20 protein-coding genes are annotated in these 23,933 nt (G+C 59.2%); 9 read left to right on the plus strand and 11 right to left on the minus strand.

Features of this window, described 5'->3' with window-relative positions:
* Positions 1-41 precede the first annotated feature (41 nt).
* From QMO82_RS06640 to QMO82_RS06650, 3 genes are all read right to left on the minus strand, one after another.
* Complete coding sequence (locus tag QMO82_RS06640) at positions 42-989, minus strand: helix-turn-helix transcriptional regulator (RefSeq protein ID WP_183609362.1); 948 nt, start codon at positions 987-989, stop codon at positions 42-44.
* Between the two features lie 720 nt (positions 990-1,709).
* The gene (locus QMO82_RS06645; RefSeq protein WP_277545076.1) at positions 1,710-4,097 is read right to left on the minus strand and encodes a methyl-accepting chemotaxis protein; all 2,388 of its coding nucleotides are present in this window, start codon (positions 4,095-4,097) and stop codon (positions 1,710-1,712) included.
* Between the two features lie 345 nt (positions 4,098-4,442).
* Positions 4,443-5,342: an AraC family transcriptional regulator gene (locus QMO82_RS06650; RefSeq protein ID WP_183609363.1), complete on the minus strand. Its 900-nt coding sequence runs from the start codon at positions 5,340-5,342 to the stop codon at positions 4,443-4,445.
* A gap of 235 nt (positions 5,343-5,577) precedes the next feature.
* Between QMO82_RS06650 and QMO82_RS06655 the strand changes: the two genes are divergently transcribed.
* The 9 genes from QMO82_RS06655 to QMO82_RS06695 all read left to right on the plus strand — a co-directional run bounded on the left by QMO82_RS06655 (position 5,578) and on the right by QMO82_RS06695 (position 16,618).
* The gene (locus QMO82_RS06655; RefSeq protein WP_183609364.1) at positions 5,578-7,041 is read left to right on the plus strand and encodes an aldehyde dehydrogenase; all 1,464 of its coding nucleotides are present in this window, start codon (positions 5,578-5,580) and stop codon (positions 7,039-7,041) included.
* A gap of 69 nt (positions 7,042-7,110) precedes the next feature.
* Positions 7,111-8,430, plus strand: a complete 1,320-nt coding sequence (locus QMO82_RS06660; RefSeq protein ID WP_183609365.1) for an ABC transporter substrate-binding protein — start codon at positions 7,111-7,113, stop codon at positions 8,428-8,430.
* Between the two features lie 5 nt (positions 8,431-8,435).
* A complete protein-coding gene (locus QMO82_RS06665) occupies positions 8,436-9,188 on the plus strand; it encodes an ABC transporter ATP-binding protein (RefSeq protein WP_183609366.1) in 753 nt (250 codons plus the stop codon).
* Complete coding sequence (locus QMO82_RS06670; RefSeq protein WP_183609367.1) at positions 9,185-9,913, plus strand: ABC transporter ATP-binding protein; 729 nt, start codon at positions 9,185-9,187, stop codon at positions 9,911-9,913. Before QMO82_RS06665 ends, QMO82_RS06670 begins: the two co-directional genes overlap by 4 nt.
* Positions 9,910-10,842: a branched-chain amino acid ABC transporter permease gene (locus QMO82_RS06675; RefSeq protein WP_183609368.1), complete on the plus strand. Its 933-nt coding sequence runs from the start codon at positions 9,910-9,912 to the stop codon at positions 10,840-10,842. The genes QMO82_RS06670 and QMO82_RS06675 overlap by 4 nt, the downstream gene beginning before the upstream one ends.
* Positions 10,839-11,876 carry a branched-chain amino acid ABC transporter permease gene (locus QMO82_RS06680; protein ID WP_183609369.1) on the plus strand — a complete coding sequence of 346 codons (1,038 nt, stop codon included), beginning with the start codon at positions 10,839-10,841 and terminating at the stop codon, positions 11,874-11,876. Before QMO82_RS06675 ends, QMO82_RS06680 begins: the two co-directional genes overlap by 4 nt.
* 40 nt (positions 11,877-11,916) lie before the next feature.
* Positions 11,917-12,702, plus strand: coding sequence for a coniferyl-alcohol dehydrogenase (locus QMO82_RS06685; protein ID WP_183609370.1), 786 nt, complete (start codon positions 11,917-11,919; stop codon positions 12,700-12,702).
* A 23-nt stretch (positions 12,703-12,725) separates the two neighbouring features.
* The gene (locus tag QMO82_RS06690) at positions 12,726-14,171 is read left to right on the plus strand and encodes an aldehyde dehydrogenase (RefSeq protein WP_183609371.1); all 1,446 of its coding nucleotides are present in this window, start codon (positions 12,726-12,728) and stop codon (positions 14,169-14,171) included.
* A 188-nt stretch (positions 14,172-14,359) separates the two neighbouring features.
* Entirely contained in the window at positions 14,360-16,618 is a 2,259-nt protein-coding gene (locus QMO82_RS06695; protein ID WP_283196519.1) for an EAL domain-containing protein, read from the plus strand.
* 170 nt (positions 16,619-16,788) lie between these two features.
* Here the strand turns inward: QMO82_RS06695 and QMO82_RS06700 are convergent, their stop codons facing one another.
* The 8 genes from QMO82_RS06700 to QMO82_RS06735 all read right to left on the minus strand — a co-directional run bounded on the left by QMO82_RS06700 (position 16,789) and on the right by QMO82_RS06735 (position 23,922).
* Positions 16,789-17,364: a chemotaxis protein gene (locus QMO82_RS06700; RefSeq protein ID WP_183609372.1), complete on the minus strand. Its 576-nt coding sequence runs from the start codon at positions 17,362-17,364 to the stop codon at positions 16,789-16,791.
* A gap of 439 nt (positions 17,365-17,803) precedes the next feature.
* A complete protein-coding gene (locus QMO82_RS06705; RefSeq protein WP_246718371.1) occupies positions 17,804-18,223 on the minus strand; it encodes a GAD-like domain-containing protein in 420 nt (139 codons plus the stop codon).
* Positions 18,198-19,088 carry a hypothetical protein gene (locus tag QMO82_RS06710; RefSeq protein WP_246718372.1) on the minus strand — a complete coding sequence of 297 codons (891 nt, stop codon included), beginning with the start codon at positions 19,086-19,088 and terminating at the stop codon, positions 18,198-18,200. The genes QMO82_RS06705 and QMO82_RS06710 overlap by 26 nt, the downstream gene beginning before the upstream one ends.
* Complete coding sequence (locus QMO82_RS06715) at positions 19,085-20,230, minus strand: hypothetical protein (protein WP_210305836.1); 1,146 nt, start codon at positions 20,228-20,230, stop codon at positions 19,085-19,087. Before QMO82_RS06715 ends, QMO82_RS06710 begins: the two co-directional genes overlap by 4 nt.
* Before the next feature lie 77 nt (positions 20,231-20,307).
* Positions 20,308-21,060, minus strand: coding sequence for a GAD-like domain-containing protein (locus QMO82_RS06720; protein WP_183609373.1), 753 nt, complete (start codon positions 21,058-21,060; stop codon positions 20,308-20,310).
* A 69-nt stretch (positions 21,061-21,129) separates the two neighbouring features.
* Positions 21,130-21,864 carry a GAD-like domain-containing protein gene (locus tag QMO82_RS06725; protein WP_183609392.1) on the minus strand — a complete coding sequence of 245 codons (735 nt, stop codon included), beginning with the start codon at positions 21,862-21,864 and terminating at the stop codon, positions 21,130-21,132.
* A gap of 106 nt (positions 21,865-21,970) precedes the next feature.
* Positions 21,971-22,708, minus strand: a complete 738-nt coding sequence (locus tag QMO82_RS06730; protein ID WP_183609374.1) for a GAD-like domain-containing protein — start codon at positions 22,706-22,708, stop codon at positions 21,971-21,973.
* 35 nt (positions 22,709-22,743) lie between these two features.
* The gene (locus tag QMO82_RS06735) at positions 22,744-23,922 is read right to left on the minus strand and encodes a hypothetical protein (protein WP_183609375.1); all 1,179 of its coding nucleotides are present in this window, start codon (positions 23,920-23,922) and stop codon (positions 22,744-22,746) included.
* Positions 23,923-23,933: the final 11 nt, after the last annotated feature.

Consider the following 23,933-nt stretch of genomic DNA (forward strand, 5'->3'; position numbering starts at 1 on the left):
TCAGGCGAAGTCGGCTCTGTGAACCCACTTTGTCAGCACCCTCAGCCCAACCAATCCAAAGACGCTATCCCTGACTTGCGCATCGTCTCCGATGGAAATTCACCAAAGCGATTTCGATACTCTGCGGCGAACCTGCTCGCGTGCACAAATCCCCATTTCTGCGCAACCTTTTTGACTGTTTGTCCCGGCACGCCTTGTGATAATTCCTGGTGAACAGCGTCAAGCCTTAAATGCTGCAGGAATGCCATAGGTGTCGTGTGGCGAAAGTCTCGAAAGCCCTGCTGCAAAGTGCGCGGGCTTACCCCCGCCGCTTGTGCTACATCGCTGATCATTATCGGTTGATCGATGTGTGCACGCATATAGTCGATGGCGCGCTTGACGGTTCGCGGCATTGGCGATTGGACGGTACGCAGGAGTTCACTCGAATAACGGTGCTGGGTTGCATCCAGCAAGAGTTCTAAAATCGTATTTGTTAGATTAACTAACGCAAGCGGCGCCTGAACCAAAGTTCGATCTGCCAAGCCCGAATACATCAACTCTGCTAACCGTACTAGAAAAGATCCCGGTCCTGTTGCCAAATCTATTTCTGGCGAAAAATCGATCCTGCCGCGAACTGACGTATCGAGACGAAGACCTAGACGCTGAGACAATACCTGCTCGCTAATCTTCAGGCCGAGATGTTTTCGTGTGCCGACAAAATGCAAGGCATTATCTGACATGCTACTCACAAAAGCCCCACGCGTCCCCTCCGAAAGTACCCGTTGGCCGTTTACAGTGACTATCGACCGCCCGCACAACGGCAGGAGGACAATGTTTGATTCGCTCGGGTTGCGATGCCGCATCTTGAGGTTGCCCCAATACGTTCCGGCAATAATAGAGATTTGGTTCGAATTAATGCCATGGACATTGAAAGCAACTTGTTCGCTGCCCTCTAGGTCCACCTCACTTCGCATGCAGAGGGTGGAAAGGCGGTTCTCAAGATCGCCCATGCTCGATCCCGCGATTGAGAATTCACTGATCTCAGTGAGGGGGTGTCGGCACACCTAAAGACTCCATAAATCTAGCCACATAGGCTGCTTCAAATCGATGTAATACAACCACCGCGATTTAATCCCGATAGAGTAGTGACTATTTTCGTATCCTTAAGACACAGTTCGCGACATAAATATCTCGAACAGCAGTATAATAAGACAGATGCATCTACTGCTAGTATCCCAATTTCTTGTCATTTATTTATTTAGTGTCAACTTTTGGAAAGTCTCTACCGATCGCGTGAAGCTGCGCTTGACAGCACACCTGCGACTCCGACTACCAAGGTCAATATCGATGAGATGGTGCGTATAACGCAACAGCGATTCAAAAAAGGAGGACTAATTTCATCGTCAAATAGGTTTGTTAAGGAGTTTTACGATGAATGCGGGTGTTACCAGTCTGCCGGTTAGGAATGGACACGGCGAAAGGCGGCAGGAACGTCGGTTCCAGCCCGACATGTGGCCATTCTCGATTTACTAGGCTTTGACCTGTACCCGCGCTCGACATGGTCTCGTTCACAGGCGAGTTCGGTCACAAAGGCGCCGTAGTAGCGCCGACATCCACTCAACTCGATCGCACGTAGACGTTGCAGTCATAAATGCGCCCATGCTGGGCGCGCACGAAAAAGAATCGCCGGACCCAGCCGGCGATCCTCTATCCTTTAAACGTCAGACCGTTCAGAATTCTTCCCAACTGTTGGCGACGGCAAGATTACCGTTTGTCGAGGGCTTGCGTGCCGGCGCAGCACGCAATGCATTGCGCGATGAGGTCGCGTCCATCGCCCGCGCGGTCTGCTGCAGGGCATGCACCTGGAGCACGCTTTGTTCGAAAGAGAACTGCGCTACGAGCGCGCGCAGTTTCGCCGCTTCCTCAGCGAGCGAAGCCGAAGCCGCAGTCGATTGTTCGACCATGGCGGTGTTCTGCTGGGTTGTTTGATCCATTGAATTGACCGCTGCGTTGACCTCGGCGAGTCCGATGGACTGTTCCTTTGCGGAGGTTGCAATCCCCTCCATATGGCGATTGATGTCTGAAATCTGCTCGCCGATAGTTTTCAGCGCGATGCCGGTCTCGCGGACCAGCCTGACGCCGCCTTCAACTTCGGAAGACGAAGTGTGGATCAGACTCTTGATTTCCTTCGCAGCCTGCGCCGACCGCTGGGCAAGTTCGCGTACCTCTTGCGCGACCACCGCAAAACCCTTGCCGGCATCACCTGCGCGCGCTGCCTCCACACCCGCATTGAGCGCCAGGAGGTTGGTTTGGAAAGCAATCTCGTCGATCACGCCGATGATGTTGGAAATCTGCTGCGACGAAGCCTCGATCTTCTGCATCGCGTCTTCCGCGTGGCTCACGACCTGGACCGACTGCGCAGCGCTGTGGTTCGCTAGGGTCGCAGCTTGGCGGGCTTCCTCCGTGCGCTTGCTTGAATTGGAGACATTCGCGGTAATCTCGTCGAGTGCGGCAGCTGTCTGTTCGAGCGAGGCTGCCTGCTGTTCGGTGCGCTTGGAAAGGTCGCTGGCACCCGATGAAATCTCACGTGTGCCACTGTCCAGTGCCGAAATGCTGCCCGCCATCGCCGACAAAGTTTTGCCGAGCTGACTGACCGAAGCATTGAAATCGTGCCGCAGCGCTTCAAAATCTGCGGCGAAGGGCTCATTTAGCTGGAAAGTAAGATCGCCGGAGGCCAGTCTCCGAAGCCCCTGCGCCAGACCCGATGTGGCGATTCTCAGCCGTTCTGCGGCGTCCTGCTCAGCTTTTTCCTGCGCGGCGACGCGCTCGCGTTCAGAACGCTTGCGATTTTCCTCAAGTTCCCCCGAGACCTGCGCCGCCCCCACGGCAGCGATCCTGAACTGTTCCACCGCTCTTGCTATATCCCCCATTTCATCGCTTCTATCCTTGAACGGAATCTCAGCAATGCGATCCCCCGTGGCAAGCTTCTTCATCGAGGCGATAATTCCGTGGACCGGCCTGGTCAGGCTGCGTGTTGCGAAAGCCGCAGCTAGGAGCGTTATCGTTAGGAGCACGCCGGTACTGGCAAGCGCCAGCCAGTAATTGCTGTCTGCATCTTTCAACACCTTTGCCGCGGCATCGATCATATCCTGCTCAAAGCGTTTTTCGACGGCAGCATAAAGATCCATTCGCGCGGCATTGGCGGAGAGCCAGGCCTCCGGCGATACATCGCTTATCGGCGCGTTCGGCCCGGCGTCCGCTACCAGCTTCAGCATCCGGTTTGTCTCGTCCACCGGCTGGCCGGCATAGGTGGAATGGAAGAAGGCCCGCTGCTCGGCATTCGCATAGAAATCGATCATGCCTTGATATTGCTTCTGCCGATCGACGAAGCGGACAACCGCAGCAAAAAGATCGTTGCTGAATTTGCCGGCTGAGAAGCCTCCCGCGGCGTTGGCTCGTGCGGCACTCGATGCTTCGGCCGCCTGTAGTAGATAGGCGTAGACCAGCATGTTGCGTGTCACTTCCGAGTCTTTGGAAGCGGCGGTCGCATGCAAGCTGAAATCCAGCAGGCGAACGATGGCGCCGGTATAAGCCGGGTTCGTGTTGTCCACGGATATGGATTTCGTCGATACTTTCGGGCGGATATCCTGGAGTTGGTCGGCCTTGTCCATACCGTCTTTCAAAACAGCGCCGACCTCAGTGTCGATGCTACTAACGGGAATATCGAGCAGGGCCTTGGCGACGGCGGCACGCGTCTCATCGGAGGCTCCTCGCGCTTGTTTCAGCTCTGCTTCCGACGCCTTGCCCGTCAAGAAGGCTACGGATTTTCCTGCTTCTTTCTGCAAGCTGTGGACATATGCGCTCACCCTCGCATTGAAATTTACGAGCTTGTCGGTTTGCTCCATATTTGTCGCCACCTCTGAATACTGGTTCAGCATGATGGCGGATGGTATGAGCATACCGGCAACAGGTATCAAAAGCAGAAGCAGAAGCTTTGTGGCGATACGGAATTGGAATTCGCGCTTTTCGTGGGCGACAGGCATGCGTTCCTCCAGGAAGATATGACCAACATGTCTTCGCTTCGGGATGTCCTTCAGCGATTTCAACGTTGCTGTCACATGCAGCGTCCACGTGGTTGATTTTCGGTAAAGCCTGATGCAGCAACGATATGCCACGGGATTTAAGATGCGGCAATTGGCTATACCCGCGCAGAACGTATAGCTGAGAACCTTCTGCTAGATCAGAAAGATGAAACGCTACAGATGCTTTCTGAACCTCGAAGCATGGGATCTTTCGATCGCCATCGATGATTTCGGCACCGGCTATTCGGCGCTGAACTAAATTGAACGCGATAGAGAACCCGTAGGGCGTCGGCGCAGAGAAGCCTACGCGGTATGGGATTCCGGCAGCATGATTTACGATCGAAGTCCGGCAAATTCCGGCTTAGACCAATGAGCCTAAGCCTAAGGCCAATCCGCATAGCCCGAGGACAACATGCTGTTTTCCGAGCCGGCCGAGGCGCGGGCGATCTCGCGGTAGCCGGCGGGGGAAAGGCCGGTCTTGCGTTTGAAGAAATGGCTGAAATAGGTCGGGTCGCGAAAGCCGAGGCTGTCGGAGATTTCCTGGATATTGCGGGCCGAGCGCTCCAATCTCAGCTTTGCCTCCTGCACCACCCGCTCGTGCAGAAGCTGGATCGGCGAGCGGCCGAGCGCCCTTTGGCAGATCGAATGCAGCCGGTCGGCGGTAACGCCCAGTTCCGCGGCATAATCGCTGATCGGCCGGTGCCGGCGGAAACCGGCCTCCACCAGTTGCCGGTATCGCTGCAGGATCGATCCGGTTTCGCCCTGCCCGCGCTGTTCGCTTCGCTCGCCGTCGGAGCCGCGCCACAGCGCCATCAGCATCAGCCTGATATAGGCGGATGCGACCATCCAGGAGGAGCGGGCGGGATCGGCGAGTTCCCGCACGAAGCCTGAAATCAGCGGGCTGATTTCGGCCACCGCTGCGGGATCCAAGGCTTCGACCAGCTTGCGCTGCTCGGTGAAGAGGCGCAGCGAATAGGATTCCACCTTGTCGCCGATCGCATCGACCATGATCTGCGGCGAGGCGCCGACCAGATGAGCCGCGCTTCCGGCTGATATCGATAGCTCGCAGCGCGCCTGTGGCGGCAGGAAGGCGAGCAGCGGTCCCTGCAAAGGCCGATCGTCGCCATTGTCGAAGTGAAGCTCGGCCGCCCCCTCGCCGAGCAGCAGGAAATGGTGGAAATCGGCATAGAGGCCTTTTTGAAAACGGATGCGCCGGTGCGACAGCGACGGCGCATGCCACTCGCCCCTGGCATAGTGATGAATCCCCCCGTTCGTTGCCAAAGGCCTCTCCTCCATTCCCGCGAAAGCATGCGACAGTCACCGGATAATTACAATATTAACCCAATAAATCGCATTCCATCCGCAGCCGATCGGCGTACCTTGTCTCCATCAGCCTTTGGGAGGAGGCTCTTCAACAGATGCAGGAACCGTCAGGCCGCCCTCGTGGCGCCGCGTCCGCTCGTTTTCTCCCATGGCAACAACGCAAGTGCCAGCATGTGGCGCCAACGCGTAGGGAATGGGTGGAACAGTGTTCGCGGCAAAGCTGATGATCAACAACGAGGCGATGGATGCTTCCGAAGGGGCCACCTTCGAACGCATTGATCCGCTGACCGGCGATGTCGCAACGATCGCTTCGGCAGGATCCGTTGCCGACATGATAAGGGCAGCCAATGCGGCCGCGGCCGCTTTTCCGAACTGGTCGCAGACCGGCCCGGGCGAACGGCGCAGGCTCCTGAATGCCGCAGCCGATATCCTGGAAGCGCGCACTCCCGAACTCATCGCCGCCATGACCGGTGAAACCGGCGCCACCGCGCAATGGGCGGCGATCAATTGCGGGCTCGGCGCCGATATTCTTCGCGAGGCGGCGGCGATGACCACGCAAATATCAGGCGAGATCATTCCATCAGGCATTCCGGGAAGCCTCGCCATGGCGGTGCGCCAGCCGGCCGGCGTCTGTGTCGGCATTGCCCCGTGGAATGCGCCCATTATTCTCGGCACCCGCGCCGTCGCCATGCCGCTTGCCTGCGGTAACACCGTCGTCCTGAAAGCCTCGGAACTTTGCCCGAAAACCCATGGCCTGATCGGCGACGTCCTGCGGGATGCCGGTTTCCCCCGCGGTGTCGTCAATGTCGTCTCCAATGCGCCGAACGATGCCGCCGCCATCGTCGACGCGCTGATCGCCCATCCTGCCGTGCGCCGCATCAACTTCACCGGCTCCACCCGTGTCGGCAGGATCATCGCCGAATCCGCGGCAAGGCATCTGAAGCGCTGCCTGCTCGAACTCGGCGGCAAGGCGCCGTTCATCGTCCTGGCCGACGCCGATATCGATGAGGCGGTCGGTGCGGCCGCCTTCGGCGCCTTCATGAACCAGGGCCAGATCTGCATGTCGACCGAGCGGATCATCCTCATGGACGAGATCGCCGACGGCTTCGTCGGCAAGTTCCGGACGAAGGCCGCGACCCTCGTCGCCGGCAACCCTAACGACGGCAACACGCCGCTCGGCACGCTGATCAATGCCGAAGCCATCAGGCGCGTCCGGTCGCTCATCGACGATGCCCTGCAAAAGGGCGCGGTGCTCGTCTGCGGCGGCGAGGCCCACGGCACGCTGATGGATGCGACCGTCATCGATCACGTGACGCCGGCCATGCGCATCTACCGCGAGGAGAGCTTCGGGCCGGTTGCGGCGATCATCCGGGTCGGCAGCGTCGACGAAGCCGTGACGGTTGCCAACGACAATGAATACGGGCTCTCGGCCGCGGTTTTCAGCGCCGACGTCAATGCGGCGCTATCAGTCGCCATGCGGCTCGAATCCGGCATCTGCCACATCAACGAAGCCACAGTTTCCGACGAGCCGCAAATGCCGTTCGGCGGCGTCAAATCAAGCGGCTACGGCCGCTTCGGCGGCAGGGCTGCGATCGATGAATTCACTGAGCTCAGATGGATCACCATGGCCTCGGGAAAACGGCACTACCCGATCTGAATTGAGATCGGCCGAAATGAACACTGTGCACGGGCTGGGAGGCCCGCATCAAGAGGGAGGAATGAATTCATGAACGGCATCTTCCGCAACGGAAAATTCAACGCGGCGTCTCTCACCCGCCGCTCTTTCATCGCATCAGCTGCCGCAGGCAGTGCGGCGCTGGCGCTTTCCGGCCGCACGGCCTGGGCTGCAAGCGGCGATACGCTGAAGGTCGGCTTCATCAGCCCGCGCACCGGCCCTCTCGGCGGCTTCGGCGAGACGGACGGCTATGTGCTCGACCTGGCGCGCAAGGCGCTGGCGAACGGTCTGCAGGCGGGCGGCAAGACCTGGAAGGTTGAGATTCTCGACCAGGACACCCAGTCCGATCCCTCGCGTGCCGGCCAGTTGGCGAAGGAGCTGATCAACAACCAGGCGATCGACCTGATGCTCGCCGTCTCGACGCCCGAAACCATCAACCCGGTGGCTGATGCCTGCGAAGCATCAGGCATTCCCTGCCTCTCGACGGTCATGCCCTGGGAGGCCTGGTATTTCGGCCGCGGCGCCAAGCCAGGCGCGCCCTCGCCGTTCAAGTGGACCTATCATTTCGGCTTCGGCGTCGAAGAGTTCCACAAGGCCTATGTCTCGCAGTGGAACCTGATCGAGACCAACAAGAAGGTCGGCGTCATGTATCCCAACGACGCAGACGGCAATGCGATCCGCGCCCATCTGGCGCCGGCACTTGCCAAAGAGGGCTTCACCATCGTCGATCCCGGCGCCTATGAAACCGGAACCACCGACTTTAGCGCGCAGATCGCCCTCTTCCGGCAGGAGGGCGTGGAGATCTTCAACTCGTTCCCGATCCCGCCCGATTTCGCCGCCTTCTGGCGTCAGGCGGCACAGCAGGGCCTCACCCAGCAGATCAAGATCTGCCAGGTCGCCAAAACAGGCCTCTTTCCCTCCGACATCGAGGCGCTCGGCGATCTCGGCCTGAACATCGGCAGCGCCGCCTACTGGCACAAGGCCTTCCCTTACAAATCGACGCTGACCGGCGTCTCCGGAACCGAACTCGCCGACGGCTATGAAACGGCAAGCGGCAAGCAATGGACGCAGCAGCTCGGCGCCAGCCTGGCACTTCTCGACGCCGGCTTCGATGCGCTGAAAGCTAGCGCCGACGTCAAGAGCAAGGAGGCGGTCGCCAAGGCGCTCAGCACGCTGAAGACCACGACGATCGCCGGCAAGGTCGACTTCACCAGCGGTCCCGTCGCCAACGTTTCTCCCGGGCCGATCATCGGCACGCAATGGGTGAAAGCGCCGGAGGGCTCGAAATTCGCGCTCGACTATGTCGTCACCGAAAACGCCACCGACCCGAATGTCCCGGTCGGCGCCAAGCTCACCGCTTACAACGGATAACCAAAGTGCAGCAGCAAGCGCAAAGACGGCCGGGAGGAGCCTTTCTCTCGGCCCAGGGGATCCACAAGCGGTTCGGCGCGCTCGTGGTCTTGGAGAATCTGGATTTCTCCATGGGCGATGGCGAGGCGGTCGGCATTGTCGGGCCGAACGGCGCGGGCAAGACGACCCTGCTCAGCGTGCTCGCCGGCGCCTTCCCGCCGAGTGCGGGAAGCATCACCTTCGATGGCGCCGACGTCACCAACCGGACGGCGGCGGAGCGCTGCCGGTCGGGTCTCGTCCGGACCCATCAGATTCCGAAACCCTTCAGCGGCATGACGACCTTCGAAAATGTCTTTGTCGCCGCATCGCACGGCCATGCAGCAAGCCGCGACGAGGCCTATGAGCGTGTGGTGGATTCGCTGTCGCTCTGCGGCATGCTCGGGGTCGCCAACCGCCAGGCCGACACGCTCGGCCTCTTGGATCGCAAACGGCTTGAGCTTGCCCGTGCGCTCGCCACACAGCCGAGGCTGCTGCTGCTCGACGAGATCGGCGGCGGCCTGACCGATGGCGAAGCGAGCGAACTTGTCGAAACCATCCTCGAATTGCGCCGCCGCGGCATCGGCATCGTCTGGATCGAGCATATCGTTCATATCCTCCTGCAGGTGGCGGAACGGCTGATCTGCATGGACGCCGGCAGGATCATCGCCGATGGCGAACCGAAAACGGTCATGAGCGATGCGGAGGTGGTCAAGGCCTATCTCGGAGGGACACCCGCATGAGCCTTCTCTCCATCCGCGACCTCGACGTCCGCCACGGCCTGCTGCAAGCGGTGCGCGGGGTCAGTTTCGATCTCGCCAAGGGCGAGGTGCTGGCGCTGGTCGGCGCAAACGGCGCCGGCAAGACGACGCTGCTCAGATCGATCGCCGGCGCCCACCTTCCTTCCTCCGGCCACGTCCTTCTCGACGGTGAAGATCTGGCCGCCGTCCCCTCCCACAAGCGGATCGCCAAGGGCATCGCCCTGGTCCCGGAAGGCCGCCGCCTGTTTTCGCAGATGACGGTCGAAGAAAACCTGCTTCTCGGAAAGAGTTGCGGCCGCCAGGGCGAGTGGAGCATCGACCGCGTCCTTGACGCCTTTCCGAACCTGAAACCCCGCCGTCACGCCAAGACCGGGCATCTCTCCGGCGGGGAACAGCAGGCGACCGCCATCGGCCGGGCGCTGATGAGCAACCCCGATATTCTTCTCCTGGATGAGGTTTCGCTCGGGCTTTCACCGCTGGTCGTCGATCGCGTCTACGCGCAATTGCAGGCGCTGCTGACCTCGGGAACGACCATCGTGCTCGTCGAGCAGGATCTTGCCCGCGCCATGAGCGTCGCCAGCCGTGTCATCTGCATGCTGGAAGGACGCATCGTCCTCGACAGGCCGGCAGCGGCCGTCACGCGCGCTGACGTCACCCAGGCCTATTTCGGATTGCATCGGGCATCCGGCGAAAGGAGCGCATCATGATCAACACCCTGCTCCAGGGCATTCTGCTCGGCGGCTATTATGCCGTCATCGCCTGCGGCCTGTCCTTCATGTTCTCCGTCATGCGGATCATCAATCTGGCGCATGGCAGCCTGGCGGTCGCAGCCGCCTACGGGCTGTGGCTGCTCGCCGCCAAAGCCGGAATCCCGCCTTTTGCCGGCCTGCTGATCGTACTGCCGGTCATGGCCGCCATCGGCTGGCTGTTGCAGCGCTTCATTCTGGAACGCAGCGCCCGCGGCGGCACGCTCCTGCCGATCCTGACGACCTTCGGCCTGTCGATCGTCATCGACAACCTGCTGTTCGAGCAGTTCGGCGCCGACACAAGGTCGCTGGCGCCCTTCATCGGCAACCTGTCCTATGCCTCCTGGCAGCTGCCGGGCCACATCTTCGTCGGCAAGCTTGCCGTCCTGATGATGGTCACGGCGATCCTCATTCTCGGCGGACTGCAGTTCTTCCTTAGCCGTTTTGCGTTGGGCCGCGCCATCCGCGCCACGGCCGAAGATCCGGATACGGCAGGACTCGTCGGCATCGACGCCCGCAGGGTGAACGCCGTCGCCACCGCCATCACCATGGTCACAACAGGCATTGCCGGCGCTTTTCTCGGGATGCGGGCAACCTTCAGCCCCTATGCGGGCGGCCCGCAGCTGCTCTTTGCCTTCGAGGCGGCTGTCATCGGCGGAGCGGGATCGCTGTGGGGCACGCTTGCCGGCGGCATCGTTCTTGGCCTTGCCCAATCGCTCGGCGCGCAATTGCATCCGCAGGGCTTCCTGATCGGCGGCCATGCCGTGTTCCTGCTGGTGCTTTTCATCAGGCTGTCCCGGTCTCGCCTGCCGGTTCTCGACAGAGTCGGAGCGCTTCTCAAACCCAGTGCCCTTCTCAACCTTCGCGCACGTCTCCGGAGTCCGACATGACCCCCAACACGAGCTTTGCCTCCAACGGAATATCGATCGAGCGCTGGACGAAATCGTCACGGCTGGCGCTCGGTTCGATGGCCGCGGTGCTTGCCCTCTTGATCTTTGCCCCCGCCGTGCTCGGCGCCGGCGCGATCGACCGGCTGACCGCTCTGTTCATCTACGTGATCCTTGCCGCCATGTGGAATGCGCTTGCCGGTTTCGGCGGGCTGGTGTCGGTCGGCCAGCAGGTGTTCTTCGGCCTCGGCGCCTATTTCACCATTCGTCTGGCCGATGCGGGGCTCGATCCCTTCGTCTCGGTCTTTGCCGCCGCGATCGTGACCGGCGCGCTGTCGATCCCGCTTTCACTGTTCATGCTGCGGCTGAAGGGCGGCGAGTTCGCGATCGGCATGTGGGTCGTAGCCGAACTCGCGCATCTGCTCGTCAACCTCGACCGGCTGATCCAGGGGGAAACGGGCACCTCGCTGATCTCGCTCAACGTCTATGACGGCGGCACGCGGCGGGCGACGATCTACTGGCTCGCATTGACCGCGATGGCCGCCCTGCTCGGCGCTCTCTTCATCCTGATGCGCAGCCGCGCGGGTGCAGCCATGCAGGCGATCCGCGACAATGAGGAGGCGGCGACCTCTGTCGGCGTGCGCGTGATCGCGACGAAGCGGCTGCTCTTCGTGCTCGCCGCCTTCGGCATCGCCGTCGCCGGAGGCCTGTGGCTGGCAACCGCCACGACCTTCCAGCCGAAGACCTATTTCAGCGTCCAATGGACGGCCTACATGATCTTCATGGTGCTGGTCGGCGGGATCGGCAAATTCGAGGGCGCCATCCTCGGCGCCATCCTGTTCTTCGTGATCGAGACCTTCTTCGGCGCAGCCGGCGTCTGGTACCTGATCGGCCTCGGCGCCACCGCGCTGATTTTCTCGCTCTACCTGCCGCGCGGCCTGTGGGGCGAAGTCGAGCGCCGTTTCGACTTCCAACTGCTGCCGGTCGGCTATCGGCTGAAATTGCCCGGTCCGCATAAAATCAAATGGGAAGAATGAGCCGGCTTGCGTCCGGATTCTCACGGGAAAGGTGACGTTCATGCTTTTTGGTAAAACAATCCTGGTGACCGGCGTGGCCTCCGGCATCGGCGCCCGCACGGCTGAGCTGGCCGGCCAGATGGGCGCCGAGGTGATCGGTGTCGATGTGCGCGAACCGGCAGGTGGAAATGCCGCCTTCATCAAGGGCGATCTGTCCACACCGTCAGGCGTCGCCGAGATAGTCGGGCAGCTTCCGGTGCGCCTCGACGCGCTCGCCAATGTCGCCGGCCTCTCCGGCAGCGCCGGCGTCGTCTCGACGCTCGCCGTCAATTTCTACGGGCTGCGCGCTTTCTCGGAAGCCGTGGCCCCGCGCCTTCGCGAAGGCGGCGCCATCGTCAACGTCGCCTCGATCGCCGGTTACGGTTGGCGCGCCAATCTCGAGCGGGCAAAATCGCTGACCGCAATCGAAGGCTTCCCCGATGTCGCGGCTGTTGTCGCCGAACACGGTCTCAAGGACGAGGAGGGCTATCCGCTCTCCAAGGAGCTGCTGCTGCTCTGGACCATGCGCGCCGCCCATCAGGCACTGTTCAAAAACCGTGGCATCCGGGTCAATGCGGTCAGTCCCGGGCCGGTGGAAACGCCGATCCTCAAGCAGTTCCGCGCCGTGCTCGGTGACGCCAGGGTCGACAGCGACATCACCCGCGTCGGCCGCGCCGGCACCGCTGCCGATATCGCCCCCGCCGTGCTCTTCCTCTGCTCGGACGGCGCACGCTGGATCAACGGCACCAATCTTGCCGCCGACGGCGGCCTCGAAGCATCCATCAACGCCGAAGTCCTCGGCTTCTAGTTCTTGTCCCCAGGAGATCTCCGATGAATATTTCCCTCCTCATAAATGGTGCAGACCGCGCGGCCTCCGGCGGCCGGACCTACGATCGCATCGACCCCTTCACCGAGAAGCTCGCCAGCCGCGCGGCCGCGGCAAGCCTGGACGATGTCGCCGCGGCCGTCGATGCCGCCTCTGCCGCCTTTAACGCCTGGTCGAAGACCGGCCCCAGCCAGCGCCGCGCGATCCTGATGAAGGCGGCCGATATCATGGATTCGAAAGTCGGCGAGTTTACCCGGCTGATGATCGAGGAAACCGGCGCCACCGCGCCCTGGGCCGGCTTCAACGTCATGCTCGCCGCCAACATCCTGCGCGAGGCCGGCGCCATGACGACGCAAATCACCGGAGAAATCATTCCGTCCGACAAGCCCGGCACGCTCGCCATGGGTGTTCGCCAGGCGGCCGGCGTCTGCCTGGCGATCGCCCCGTGGAACGCCCCCGTCATCCTTGCCACTCGCGCCATCGCCATGCCGATCGCCTGTGGCAACACCGTCATCCTCAAGGCATCCGAACAATGCCCCGGCACGCATCGGCTGATTGCCGCGGTGCTGACCGAAGCGGGCCTGCCTGCCGGCGTCATCAACGTCCTCACCAATGCACCGGAGGATGCGCCTGAGATCGTCGCCGCGCTGATTGCCCATCCGGCCGTCAAACGCGTGAACTTCACCGGTTCGACCAAGGTCGGCAAGATCATCGCCGAGACCTGCGGCAGGTATCTCAAGCCTGCCCTGCTTGAACTCGGCGGCAAGGCGCCGCTCGTCATCCTCGACGACGCCGATATCGACGGTGCCGTCAATGCCGCCATTTTCGGCGCCTTCATGCATCAGGGCCAGATCTGCATGTCGACGGAGCGGATCATCGTCGACGAGACGATCGCCGATCAGTTCGTCGCCAAGCTGGCCGCCCGCGCCAGCCAGCTGCCGGCCGGCGACCCGCGCGGCCATGTCGTTCTCGGCTCGCTGATCAGCCTGGATGCCGCCAAGAAAATGGAGGAACTGATCGCCGATGCGACCGCCAAGGGTGCCAAACTCGTGGCCGGCGGCAAGCGCTCCGGCACCGTGGTCGAGGCGACGCTGCTCGATCACGTCACATCGGGTATGCGCGTCTATGCCGAAGAATCCTTCGGCCCGGTCAAGCCGATCATTCGTGTCTCGGGTGAGGAGGAAGCCATCCGCATCGCCAACGACACCGAATACGGCCTGTCATCAGCTGTCTTCAGCCGCAACATCCAGCGGGCGATGGCGGTTGCGGCCCGCATCGAATCCGGCATCTGCCATATCAACGGCCCGACGCTGCACGACGAGGCACAGATGCCGTTCGGCGGCGTCAAGGGCAGCGGCTACGGCCGCTTCGGCGGCAAGGCGGCAATCGCCGAATTCACCGACCTGCGCTGGATCACGGTAGAGGATTCCGCCCAGCATTATCCCTTCTGAGGGGTATTGTCGCCCGGCGGTCAGAGGCATTGAAAATCATGCGCGCCACAGCGGCTATTGCGGTTGTGGCGCATTTTACTCGGGGTTCACGGTCGAAAGAAGCTTCCTCCAGAACAGGTGAGCGGGTTTAGCGTTGCTTTAAACAAACTGTGCAAGGGTAGATGCCTGTCATCCACACCGGCAACCTGATGAAGTTTCGAAGAAATCCTAAGGTAGCGCGCGGCTTCGCGGGCTCTATAATGAGCCACACAAGCGCATTTGCTCCAGCAATATTTGCGGCAGTCATTGCAGCCATCGTCGTCTGGGTGGCAACGAACTGGCGGCTGGAGCGATTGCTGGCCGATGAACGCTCGATTGTCGCCGGCGAGCTTGCCGGCATATCATCCCGACTTCAGACGAACCTCAACAGCAATGTGAAGCTGTTGCAAGGCCTGGCGGCGGGTATCGCCGTCAATCCGGCGATGGACCAGAACGGATTTTCCAAACTTGCCGCGCAGATCCTGCTGCCGGATTCACAGTTGCGAAGCTTCGCCGCCGCACCCGGCATGGTGGTCAAGTGGGTTTATCCGGAAAAGGGAAATGAAAAGGCCATCGGACTGGACTACCGAACGAATGAGAAGCAACGGGCCGGCGCGATGCTGGCGCGCAACACCCACAATATCGTTCTGACAGGCCCGGTTGACCTGGTCCAAGGTGGAACCGCTTTCGTCGTCAGGTACCCGATTTATATCAATGAAGGAACGAGCCAGATCTTCTGGGGTCTGCTGTCCGGACTGATCGACATTCCAAGGCTCTACGGCGAAAGCGGCCTTGGCGCGACCGAGCTCGAGATCGCCATCAGCACCGTGCCGGATCCGAACGCGCCCAAACAGGTTTTTTTCGGCAGCCTGGACACTTTTTCGAAGCAGCCGGTCGTGACCTTCGTTGACATGACCTATGGCCGATGGACGCTGGCCGCAGTGCCGAAGAGCGGATGGGGCCGATATAGCGGGCTCGGCACGTTTGAGCTCTATGCGAGCCTGTTGTCGCTGTGCGTCGTCGCGCCGATGATCTGGGTCGGCTTTCTGACGAAATCACGCCAGAGAACCATTGAAAAGCTTCGCCTTCACAAGAAAAAGCTCGTTCGAGCACGGCAGAGACTGGAATACCTGTCATTGCATGACGCCCTGACCGGGCTTCCCAATCGACGATTTATCGACCAGATGATCGCGCAACCGCGAAGACCTGGTCCAGACGATTGTCTGATCCTGATCCACATCGACCTCGATCGCTTTAAAGAGATCAACGACACGAAAGGGCATGCCGGCGGCGACACGGTCTTGCAAACCACCGCTTCGCGCCTTGCCGATCTGGCTGGTCCAAACGATGTCGCGGCGCGGATCGGTGGAGATGAATTCATCTTCGCCAGCTGGAGCACCGATCCCGAGGCTAAAGCGAACGGATTGGCCGAGCAGATTGTCGATAGGCTCGAGCAGCCGCTGTTCATTGATGGTGCGGAGTGTGTGGTCGGTGCCAGCGCCGGCGTTGCCTGGGAAACCGAACAGGCGCGCGGGCGGGATCTCAGCCAATTGCTTCTGAATGCCGATCTGGCTCTCTACGAGGCGAAGAAGGCCGGCCGCGGCCGCGCGGCCATTTTCACCGAGGAGCTTCGCGCCGCGGCAATCCAATCAAAAGAATTGGCGGATGAATTCGATCATGCGCTCGACAGCGACGAACTCGTTGCATTCTTCCAGCCGCAATTCGATGCCAATACATTGGCTATCGCCGGCGTCGAGGCCCTTGCTCGCTGGGATCATCCGAAAAAAGGCCTGCTCGGCCCGAACGCATTTCTCGATGTCGCCGAAAGGCTGGGGCGCAGCGGCGACATGGACAGGCTGATCCTGCAAAAGGCCCTGTTCGAGCTGACGCGATGGGACAGCCTGGGAATGCAAATCCCGCGTGTCTCAGTGAATATTTCAGCGCGTCGGCTGGCGCAGGCAGATCTGCTTGCCGAGCTTTCAGCACTTCCTGTCGCGAACGGCCGCCTGTGTTTCGAGCTGCTTGAGACAATCTCCTTCGACCATCTTCAACCTGTTCTCAGCGAGATCATTCCCGCTGTCAAAGAGCTTGGCATTGAAATCGAGATCGATGATTTCGGCACCGACCATGCCAGCATCGTCAGCCTGCTTCGATTTGAGCCGCGGAGACTGAAGATCGATCGAGAGATTATCAAGCCGATTATCGCGTCTCCATCCCAGCGCCGCCTGGTCTCCTCGATTATCGAAATCGGCCGATCACAGAATATCGACATCGTTGCCGAGGGCGTGGAGACAATGGAACATGCAAAGATCCTGAAAGATCTTGGCTGCCATCTGCTGCAAGGTTACGCCTTAGCACGACCCATGAGCTCGGAGCAGCTGATTGAATTTTGCCGCATGAAGGACAACGGACTGACACAGGCAGGCTGATAGTTGCTGCTTTCCCGTGACCGAAAACGGCTGGCGCCCTCATTGCCAAGCTTCGGCTGAACCGCTCTAAAGCGCGTCGCGATCTTTCAGATTCGCTTCCTGCGCCTTAGCTCTTTGTTTTTACGCATGTCGTTGCCGCAAAACCGCTGCACACTTTTGCGCGACATGCTTTAGACCGAGAAACCATCCAATGCGTCGGCAAGCTTCAGCCATAAATCATGGGGCGGCGAAGGAATGGGTCGCGAATCTGCATCGGAGATCCGAATTGCGAAAGCGATCTCATCCGATCTGACGGACGAGAGCATCCGGCGAAATCTGGCGGCCTTGTCGGTGAACTGATCCGAACCCTGTTCGCCCAGCACGGTGCGGACCGTCGCAATGGCCAGATTGAAGTTCTTTTGCAATGGCCCAAACGCGCCACGGTGCTTGTCGCGCATGCCGCGATGCAGATCGCCCTCTGCGAGGGCCGCCATGGCATCGTCGAAATCGGACAGGTTATCGCCGATCGACACAATCAGCTGGTTGAGGATGGCGGCAGAACGGCAAAGATCCGGGTCGGCGTAATCGGCCTTCATTCGCCGCGTCAGATCTCCGCTCATGACAGCCGTCGCCAATGCCGCGATCTCGGCGCAGAAGCTGGCTTTCTGATCCTTGAGATCGGTTGGCGTATCCACGGTATCGGGATCGTCGGAACCTTGATCCCGATACGCCGTATTCCACCCCGGGCCGTTGGTTGTCTCGACCATGCACACCGAGCCCTAGCGCAATGCACCGCTGCCGCAGAACCGACAGCGGATCATAAATGCACAATTGCTATGTACCATGGCGTATTCCCCATATGCCTGCAGGCCATCGTGCCGCTGCCACACAAAGCCTGATATCCCCAGGTGACAGAAGGCGATCCCATCCAAGGCGACAACGCTTAAAAAAATCCTTCGGCGCCGCCACGGCCGGACTTTTGTCGCGCAGAACGGATAGTCTCGACGTATTTTGATCAGGGTTGGGCGAGTGCAAACGCATTTGTAAGGCGGCGGGTGACCTGACGGGCTAGGTAACTATCGGGAAGTGGTTTGGCCACCTCGAGCGGAATTCGACGACCTCACTATGCACCTACCTCGCGGACTGCCGGGACACTAGGAATGGTTGTATTATAAAGGGTGAAGGGCACCGCCTGAGCTGCAATCGTCATGGCCGCAAGCGCCCCTGCCGGTCGGAGATTGTCAATGGTATCGGCCCGCCCAGAGCCGGGTGAAGTTTGGGCGCGTAGATTTGCCCCACTTGCAGTTCGCCATGAGCAAGCAGGAGACGCTTGAACATCGGCTTCCCATTTTCGTCAGGATTGTCGTAGGAATCTGCCTTCACATTGCCGATCAAGATTCCCAACGTGATTTTGGGATCCATATCAGGCTCGGGCGAAAACAGTTCCGGGCAACTGACGCGTCCATAAAGCATATTGATTTCGACGGTTTTATAATCCTCGTTCCAAGCAACCAAATCCCCGAAAGCCGAAAATCCGAGAACATGCGTTCTTTCCGGCTTCAGGTCCTCATCCCCGCCAAGAACCAGCGCCAGGACCGATTTATATTCGTCCGTCGCGGTCGGCAATGGACGAGATGTCGGTAAAGCCGGCTTGCGGACTGCCCTTCATCACCAGGCCATCGGAACCGATGACATAGTCGGCTTCGGGGCCATCGCTCTCGACATCGGCGACGTAGGAATAGGCGGAAAGAGATCGAGCGATGCGATCCGGCAATGCCTGCTGCTTCCAGGCGCCGGGCCGACCGGTAAAAAGTGTTTTCAAACGCGGATAACTGTCCATTTCGGCATAAAGTTTTTTCTGAAGCTCAAATTCCTCCTCCTCCGACATATCCTCCCGATAAAGAGGGTGGCCGGGATAGAGATTGAAATGCCGCGCATTCGCCGCCTGCGTGCCAACAATGAAGATATCGCCGTTTTGATTGGTCCCGAGGATCGTCCAATCGGGCACCTTATAAGGATATTCCGTCGGCAGCGACGGGGAGACATCCTGCCAGGATTTGTCCTTGCCAAGCTTCAGAAAACCTTCGCCGCCCGCAACCAGCCATTGATCCCCGACCGGCAGAATGGAGGTGAATAGGATCTCGGGTGCATCATCGGATTCGGCCTGGGTCCCAGGAATGACCGAATGCTCCGCGCCTTTGGGACTGATCACATAAATGTCGCCGTTCAGGCTGAGCGTCACATAAGACGGCTCTACGTCATCGGCCCGCGGCACGACCCTGATATCCCGCAATTCCCGCTGCACATCGAGGCGCGAGAATGTCTGCGCTTCGGCGTCGCGCGTCAGGATGATGGTATAGGGATCGTCCCAGCGCGGGCCGCCAACCAAAAGCGCAAAGTACCGATCATCCGCCATAGCCGCAGCATAAAGCGTCGGCTCCCATGCTCCGTAGAGCTCCTCGATATCTTCATCGTCAGTGGCGTCAATCATCGAGGCTTAGACGGCAACCCTTTGAAATCGCGTTCCAACAATTCAGGTGGAATTTCGATTTCTGTCCAGCGATCACCGTCAAAGGTGTGCACGCCATGCTTCGAGTCAAAATAATACAGGACGTTGTCGACAGCCTGAACTTTGAGCGGGTTCGGAATGTTGCGATTGATGCTCGGATCAAGGATGGGCTTCAAAGGTGACAGCAGATGCCCGTCGAACCAATGCAGCGCGTAGTCTGAGGCTATCACCATCCGATCCTTGAATTTCGTGATCGAGTGCAGCTTTTCTTTGTTTCCTTTGAAAGAAACATCCTGAAAACCATGTTCGGCATTCCCGCACAAAATGACGCCATTGCCACCAACCGCCCAGATCTTCTCTGCAGACTCGATAAAAATATCCGAAAGCGTAGCAGGCTCCGGATAGTATTTTCCCGAACGCGGCTTGGCAACGATCTGCCATTCCTGCCCGTTCCAGTGATAAAGGCGGCCTTCCAGGACACGGCTTGGCCCCTCTGAGGCTCGTCGAATGGCTGCAGCCTCTTCGCTCCGACCGGCAAGGTAGAGGCGACCCATCTCCTCTTCCTCTTCCTCCGTCAATTCCCTGTTTGTGCTTGTCGGTGAATAAGTCACATTCATATAGAGGTCGCTCTCGGTCGAGCCATCCAGATCGCCGAAGAGGAGATAATCGTAGGTTTCTGGTGCTTGCGGCAGCTTTTCCTTGTGAAACCAGTTTATGCCGCTCTCAGTCAGACGGTAAAGCTGCGAGTGATAGCCGGTTACGAACAACGCATTCCCAATCAGAGCTATGGAGTTGACGTATCCGAGGTCGGTCGCATCGTCGGAATAGACGCCAGCCCCTTCAATTTTACGATGCGAGGAGTTCTGCCCCATGGGTAGCGTATAAACATCGCCTTCATCGCTTAGGGCGTAGATGATCGGTCGTCCATCCTCTCCCATTTTACCGGTAAGACCGTCGATCTTGCGCGGAATATCGGAGCGAGACCATGGCTGCTCCAACCCACCTTCGTAAACGAGGATATACGAGTGCATATCCTCGTAATCCTTGCCGCTGAACACGACGCAGAATGTGTCTTTCGCCAGGGCAATGGCGCAGTCAAGGCGGAGTGGATCGAATGGCTTCATGTTTCGTCACTTCAATAGGTGCCGACCGACCTTCAGGACATCACGCGTTGCCCGCAAGCCCGGGGCGTCGAAGCAAATTACCGAACGCTACCGGCGGGGATCGTTTGGGACACAATTTGCTGCTGTCCTCCGACTTCGACTGCGAATGAATAGTAGATCTCGTCAGGCACGCGCGAGACAGCCTCGGAAATATTCAGCTTTTGATAGTGGTCAGCCGTATTTTCCCCCGCAGTCCTATCTCGAAAATAGATCTCGTCCTGCGAAAGCTCACCGAGACTTCGGCGAAGCTGCGGCGTGATGGCTTTACCGTTATCGTCATAAATCGCCTTGTATGAATCCGTGCTGGTTGCCGCCAACAATATGTTCCAGATGTCCTCCGGCGCGGACCTGGCTTCCAGAAACAACTCGACCGCGTTTTGAGGCATGTCCACACCGGCCGCGCGATAGATCTCCTCCAGATCATGGGGCGGAGGATCGGTTCGGCTCCGGCTCGTCAAATCCATCAGCAGTGCGACATCGAGCGAAAACGTGAAGTGCCGTCCTGTCTTGTGCCAGAGATTGACGGTTCCCAGGCTAGAATATCCGAAGGCGGCGAGGTCATCAGCATCCAATTCCGGCACATTAGCCAGCACCTGGCGAAAGAAGCCCTCAAAGAGAGCCGGTGTGCACAGCCAGTAGTTCCTGTTTGCATAGTACCCCACGCCATATTGCATCCAGAATTCTCGCAAGTCCTCCGGAACGCGCCCAACGGCACTTTCCGCTTCGGCCTCGGAAATTCTTTTTGCCTCGTGGGGTTTGCCTCGCGTCTCAAGAAACTCTGCTGCGGTCATTCGTATCTCAAACCACGATCAGAAAATGAACCAATACTTTCCACTTCGGCGGAATCCCCGGTCTTGGTCTCATCGGTTCTGTGGCCCGATCGTTCGGCGCGGCGTCACCGTACCAAAACCGCTTTCTCCCCGAGCGGGCGGTGTATAGTCGTAATAGGTTGGCGGCTCCATGGAAGCCAGAAAGATCAGATGCTCAACCAATGGCATCTTCTGAAGATTCTTCAAAATATTGCGGCCACCTAGATTAAGTGCGGGCGCAAACCCGTAAATTTGGCCCCATGTCAGAGGCCCGAGAGTTTCGAAAGCCTGAGGCATCATGTTTTTCCGATTTTCGTCCTCCCACGGCGGAGTAACCGGCGCAAATCGACCTGAGAAGCACAGGCCCAACATGACTTCATCGGTCCACCGGCGTTGGTGTTCCTCGTTATATCCTCGATTGTCGACACCCACCTCTCCCCTCGGCAGGTTCAACCTAATCATGGCATCGCCGTACCAGATATCGATCGCACCGAAGGCACTATAGCCAAAGGCGTACATCTCTTTCGGATCAAGTTCCGGATCACCGCGAAATACATAGTCCAGCACCGGCTTCGGCAAGGAAGGATTGCAGAGCCAGTATTGACCGTCGGACCAACTGCACCAACCATGATCGATCCAGAAACGGAGAAGAAAATCCGGCAATTTTCCGCGATAGGCCTCCACATCGGCCGCGCTCGGGCGAATGACATTGTCGATCTTGTAAGCAGAGAGAAATTCGTCGAACCACTTGATCTCGAAGATGTTGTAGTTTGAAGCCACGTCCATGTTCCCGAAAAGCGTTTTCCTGGGTGGCACAATCTGCTGGACAGCGCCCGCTTCCTCGCGGGCGCAACGCTTAATCATATGGATTGCATCTAAGGCGAAGCACACATCAATTGTCGATTAGACGGTCATGTCCGATCGTACGGACAGCCTCGAGATGTCCAAAGGGTCCTCGGCCACCCTGCTTCGGATCGATATAGCGTTCGAGCGTAAAGGATCCTATCTGCGACAGCACTCCCAAATATTCGACGAAGCCGCCGATTGAAAAATCCTGGGCAGCGCCATCGCCGCCGAGGCGGAAATGCGGGACCATGGTATAGACCTGATCGGCACTGATCGGCCCGAGCCGCCGGCGAACCGCATCGAAAACGGGCTTGCCGGTTGTAGCATCCACCCAGCCACGACCATCGAAAACGCTGGCGTCCACGGCGGCAGCTACCGCCATATCATCGTCGAAGGGAGGTACGCCCTCAATGACGTGGGTGGTAATGTCTGTGGTGGTGACGGTGCCGAGATTCATCTTGAGCGTGATCAGCTTGAACTTAGGATGCCAGACGCTGACCTCGCCGAACGCATCACGCATGAAGGGCACCATTCTTGCGACGTCGAATTCCGGATCGCCAGCAAACAGCGCATGCAGAACAGGCATGATCGGCTCGGGATCGCAGATCCAGAAAAGACCGTCGCGCCACTGCCCGCGCCCAAGTTCAATCCAGAAATCAACCATGGCGTCAGGCAGCTTCCCGCGACAGCCCTCAGCCTGCGAAGCAGCAACCGCCATACCGTCCTTGAGCGGTCCGAATTCATCCAATATTTCCTGTAAGGGGCGCCGGGGGGTAGCAGACATATTGGCTCCAGATGCTCATCAGCCGCTCGATATGGTCAGGGCGATCCTTTGTCGCCGCCACCCTTGAATGGCCTCTGCGAAAGCTCTTTCGGAATGTCGTACTGATTCCAACCCTGATCATCGAATGTGTAATAGCGAAGCCCGTAGTCGAACACGTAGAGCTTGTCGTTTTGAACGAAGATCGCGCTCGGCTGCAGTACGAAGGGGGCAGAGCGCATCTTCACCTTGGGCGCGAATGGCTTTGCAAAATGGCCATCGAACCGGAACAGTTCGGTGCCGGTTGCAAGGATCAGTTCGTTGCGCCAGCGAACGCCGTCCTTGAAATTCTTCTCGCGGTCGGCAATGGACGAGATGTCGGTAAAGCCGGCTTGCGGACTGCCCTTCATCACCAGGCCATCGGAACCGATGACATAGTCGGCTTCGGGGCCATCGCTCTCGACATCGGCGACGTAGGAATAGGCGGGAAGAGATCGAGCGATGCGATCCGGCAATGCCTGCTGCTTCCAGGCGCCGGGCCGACCGGTAAAAAGTGTTTTCAAACGCGGATAACTGTCCATTTCGGCATAAAGTTTTTTCTTCAATTCGAAGCGCTCTTCATCGGGCATATCCTTCCGATAGAGAGGGTGGCCGGGATAGAGATTGAAATGCCGCGCATTCGCCGCCTGCGTGCCAACAATGAAGATATCGCCCGCCTGATTGGTTCCTGTGATCGTCCAATCGGGCATCTTGTAGGGATACTCCGCCGGCAGATGCGGAGAGACATCTTGCCAGGATTTTCCCTTGCCAAGCTTCAGAAAACCTTCACTGCCGGCGACCAGCCATTGGTCTTCGACCGGCAAAATGGAGCTGAACAGGATCTCGGGCGCATCATCGGATTCGGCTTGAGTTCCGGGAATGATCGAATGCTCCGCGCCTTTGGGACTGATCACATAAATGTCGCCGTTCAGGCTGAGCGTCACATAAGATGGCTCACCTACGTCATCGGTCCGCGGCACGACCCTGACATCCCGCAATTCTCGTCGCACATCGAGGCGCGAGAATGTCTGCGCTTCCGCGTCGCGCGTCAGGATGATGGTATAGGGATCGTCCCAGCGCGGGCCGCCAATCAAAAGCCCAAAATATCGATCATCCGCCATGGCCGCGGCATAAAGCGTTGGCTCCCATGCTCCATAAAGCTCTTCGAAATCTTCATCGTCATCGATGGCGTCGGTCATCTTCACTCTTT

It is taken from the genome of Rhizobium sp. BT04, assembly GCF_030053135.1.
Taxonomy (GTDB): domain Bacteria; phylum Pseudomonadota; class Alphaproteobacteria; order Rhizobiales; family Rhizobiaceae; genus Rhizobium; species Rhizobium binxianense.

What these genes read in the sequence shown, in the direction of transcription:
- QMO82_RS06640 (WP_183609362.1), bottom strand. Translation starts at nt 989, where the DNA reads ATGGGCGATCTTGAGAACCGCCTTTCCACCCTCTGCATGCGAAGTGAG.
- QMO82_RS06655 (WP_183609364.1), top strand. Translation starts at nt 5,578, where the DNA reads ATGGGTGGAACAGTGTTCGCGGCAAAGCTGATGATCAACAACGAGGCG.
- QMO82_RS06660 (WP_183609365.1), top strand. Translation starts at nt 7,111, where the DNA reads ATGAACGGCATCTTCCGCAACGGAAAATTCAACGCGGCGTCTCTCACC.
- QMO82_RS06670 (WP_183609367.1), top strand. Translation starts at nt 9,185, where the DNA reads ATGAGCCTTCTCTCCATCCGCGACCTCGACGTCCGCCACGGCCTGCTG.
- QMO82_RS06675 (WP_183609368.1), top strand. Translation starts at nt 9,910, where the DNA reads ATGATCAACACCCTGCTCCAGGGCATTCTGCTCGGCGGCTATTATGCC.
- QMO82_RS06680 (WP_183609369.1), top strand. Translation starts at nt 10,839, where the DNA reads ATGACCCCCAACACGAGCTTTGCCTCCAACGGAATATCGATCGAGCGC.
- QMO82_RS06685 (WP_183609370.1), top strand. Translation starts at nt 11,917, where the DNA reads ATGCTTTTTGGTAAAACAATCCTGGTGACCGGCGTGGCCTCCGGCATC.
- QMO82_RS06690 (WP_183609371.1), top strand. Translation starts at nt 12,726, where the DNA reads ATGAATATTTCCCTCCTCATAAATGGTGCAGACCGCGCGGCCTCCGGC.
- QMO82_RS06695 (WP_283196519.1), top strand. Translation starts at nt 14,360, where the DNA reads ATGAAGTTTCGAAGAAATCCTAAGGTAGCGCGCGGCTTCGCGGGCTCT.
- QMO82_RS06700 (WP_183609372.1), bottom strand. Translation starts at nt 17,364, where the DNA reads ATGGTCGAGACAACCAACGGCCCGGGGTGGAATACGGCGTATCGGGAT.
- QMO82_RS06710 (WP_246718372.1), bottom strand. Translation starts at nt 19,088, where the DNA reads ATGATTGACGCCACTGACGATGAAGATATCGAGGAGCTCTACGGAGCA.
- QMO82_RS06715 (WP_210305836.1), bottom strand. Translation starts at nt 20,230, where the DNA reads ATGAAGCCATTCGATCCACTCCGCCTTGACTGCGCCATTGCCCTGGCG.
- QMO82_RS06720 (WP_183609373.1), bottom strand. Translation starts at nt 21,060, where the DNA reads ATGACCGCAGCAGAGTTTCTTGAGACGCGAGGCAAACCCCACGAGGCA.
- QMO82_RS06725 (WP_183609392.1), bottom strand. Translation starts at nt 21,864, where the DNA reads ATGGACGTGGCTTCAAACTACAACATCTTCGAGATCAAGTGGTTCGAC.
- QMO82_RS06730 (WP_183609374.1), bottom strand. Translation starts at nt 22,708, where the DNA reads ATGTCTGCTACCCCCCGGCGCCCCTTACAGGAAATATTGGATGAATTC.
- QMO82_RS06735 (WP_183609375.1), bottom strand. Translation starts at nt 23,922, where the DNA reads ATGACCGACGCCATCGATGACGATGAAGATTTCGAAGAGCTTTATGGA.